This window comes from Bartonella sp. AP3QHHD, from assembly GCF_042195765.1.
Taxonomy (GTDB): domain Bacteria; phylum Pseudomonadota; class Alphaproteobacteria; order Rhizobiales; family Rhizobiaceae; genus Bartonella.
On the sequence record NZ_JBHIPC010000064.1, the window covers coordinates 1 to 3119 of the forward strand.

1 protein-coding gene is annotated in these 3119 nt (G+C 36.9%); it reads left to right on the forward strand.

The genetic code is table 11. The annotated features are described in order from the left end of the window. The coding region (locus tag ACFIL7_RS03470) for an autotransporter outer membrane beta-barrel domain-containing protein (protein ID WP_375683366.1) at positions 1–2507 on the forward strand (2507 nt) is incomplete at its 5' end. Positions 2508–3119: the final 612 nt, after the last annotated feature.

Below are 3119 nucleotides of genomic sequence, written 5' to 3' on the forward strand. Positions count from 1 at the left end.
TTTATAAGAAAAATTTTTTGTTATGTACAATTGCTGGAACTTTGATTTTTTCTCATTTCGGTTCAACTTATGCAAATACATTGGCTCCTGAAACTCCTGGAATTTTGGGAAAGATTGAATTAAATAAGGGAGAAGAAAAGACTTTAAATAATGTTCTTGTCCGCGATAAAGGACCTGGAATATTAGCGCATGATAAAGCAGCTATCACAATTGTAAAATCAACAATACACACGGAAATGTCTGCACTTTCTGTATCAGCAGGTGGACGCATTCATGCTAAAGAAATTAAAGCAAATACAGTGTACAAAGGTTTAGAAACAAAGAATGGTATAATCAACGTTGAAGATTCAACCATAACCGTCCAACGAGGAGGTGCCGGTGGTATCGTTTTTTATGAAACAAAAGATTCTTCACTGAAAAGTGGAGAAAAAGTTGTCAATAAGGTTGTTCTTAGCAATACAAAACTTCTTGTGAAAAACGGTACCGGTATTCTTGGTCCCTACTGCTCAAGAGCCGTTGCTGAAGTTCAACTTAAAGACTCAGAAATTCGATCTGACGTATTATTGAGAAATAAAACGAAACGTAAATATTATGACAACGATACTCTTCCTGTAACTTTAGCATTAACCGCTGATAATTCAACAATAGAGGGACGAGCAAGAACTTTAAAAGTCAATACAACGGTTTTGACTCTGAATAACAAGAGCAAATGGTACTTAAAGACCTCTCAAGAGGAAGTCGATACTGACTTTAATGTGTTTAACTATGAGCTCAGTGATATTAAACAACGAGCCCTTTCTACCGTTTCAGTACTGAATCTTAATAATAGTTCTATCATATTTAAGACACCACAAGGGCGGGAAAAAGATCATTATCATACCTTGTATGTAGGGCGAACAGCTGAGGTTCGTAGACCTGAGGGAAGTACAATCCCCGATATAGAAAGCACTTATAATACAGTTTACAATGCCACAGGCGATGCAAAAATTTATTTTAATATTGAATGGAGTGATGGTCTAGTAAAAGAACAGCAAAAAGCTGACCGCCTCCTTATACATGGTGATGTATCAGGCAGCACAACAGTCCATATCAAGAACCTTGCGAAAGGTGAGATATTGAAAGCTGAAGATTCTGTTTCCTCAAATATGCGTGGTCTTTCACTCATTCAAGTTTCTGGAAATGCAAATGAAGGTTCCTTCAAACTTGCACACGGCTACACCACAATGGGGGGATTGCCCTATAAATATATACTCAAAGCCTATGGTCCAACATCCAGCCATGGGACAGCCGATAGCACACAAAGTCATTTTAGCGGAATATCACAAGAATCAAAAGAAAATACCCTCAAAGACTACACAATCTACACGATATCAGCATTAGGAACAATGATTGAAGGTGTTTCACCAAAAGAGAAAGAAGCGCAAAATACCGGTTCATCATCCCTTGGACAAGCAAACAACGCACAAAACATCTTGGAAAAAAATCAGAATTTCTGGGATTTTCGCTTGCAAAATGCGACTCTCGATAATGAAGGAAAGATCAGAGCTCTCGTTCCTCAAGTGGCAAGCTATTTGTCCATGCCTAACGCACTATTCTCAGCTGGACTGGCTGATATAAACAATCAAAACACTTTACTCAACTCGATGCAGGAAAACACCTTTGAGACAAAAGATCATAAAAACAAAGGAGTCTTCTTCTCGACTTATGGAAATAAGATGACATTATCCTCTCACCGTACGCCATTACAATATGGCTATGGTGCCGATATTCACTATGCAGCTTTACAGGCAGGCATTACATTAGCAACTCTAGAAGACCAAAACATGACCACTAATTTTGGTCTTTTAGGAACATATGGGAAATTAGCTTTCACCCCTAAAGACATGGAAGGTGCTGACAAGAGTACACTCAATAAATGGTCAATTACTGCATATAGTGGGCTGCGCCATAATAATGGGATATACATCCATGCACTCTTCTCCTATGGAATGCTCAAGGGAGATATCACCACAGCTCTCATAGGAAAGACTGCAGAGTTGAAAAATGCTGATACATTCAGTGCATCAGCAACCATTGGACAAAAGTTCGAAACCAGTAGGAAAGGATTGGTCTTTGAACCACAAGCACAACTTGTTTATCAACGCCTCATGCTTGGCACACTCTCAGATGTCGATGGCTTTGATGTGGATATGGGAAATCCTTATCAATACTTAGTACGTGTTGGTGGACGCTTAACGCAAACGAAGCTTTCTATTGAAAACGGCGGTACTCTTTCTTTCTATGGTAAATTGAATATTGTTAAAGCTTTTTCTAACAATGGTACGATACAGATTGGTGAACCATTCCACCTTGATTCTATGGGAGCTGCCCTTGAAGGTGGATTTGGTGTAAATGCACAATTATCACAAAATGTCGCCCTTCATGCTGATGTTAACTATCAATATAAGCTTCAAAAAACTGGTATATCCGGAGCAAGCTTTTCAGGCGGAATACGCTATCAGTTTTAAGAAAACGCAAAAAACAATTTATATTCTATTCATTTTAATAAAAGGCAGTACAAATATGCTGCCTTTTTACAATCTATCGGAAAGAAGCGTCAATAACGATTCTTTCTACCACCTTTCTTGAGCCAATTAATCTCACTCAAACCAAATGTAACAAAATCTGTTATCTCTGAATGAATACTGAATTCTCAAAAGAGCTGCCTTTTTGATTTATAAAAATCAAATGCTTTTAATAAATTTTTTTGTATTTTAAAAAACGTAATAAATAATTCTCTGTGTAAGAAAATCAATTAAAAGCTTTTTGTAAGCACACAACAACAGCTTCTCCAAAAACTTTGTAGAGTTTCCATAACAACAGCCTTAAGCAACAAACATCCTTGCAAAATATTTTGTTTCTTAACACTTTTAAACGGAAGACTTATTAAATTAGCTTTTCTGCAATTCATAGTTGCTAACTGCAATCTCTATTTTAAAAACTCTTCTAAAATCATTTTTTAAACGATAAAGAACAGGACACAATGTTTCGTTTTGTTGTTTACAATAAAAACATAATGATATAGAAACTGTCTGGGTACTTGCGCCATCAGGGGAATGAAGTAAGCATCAAAGCATACC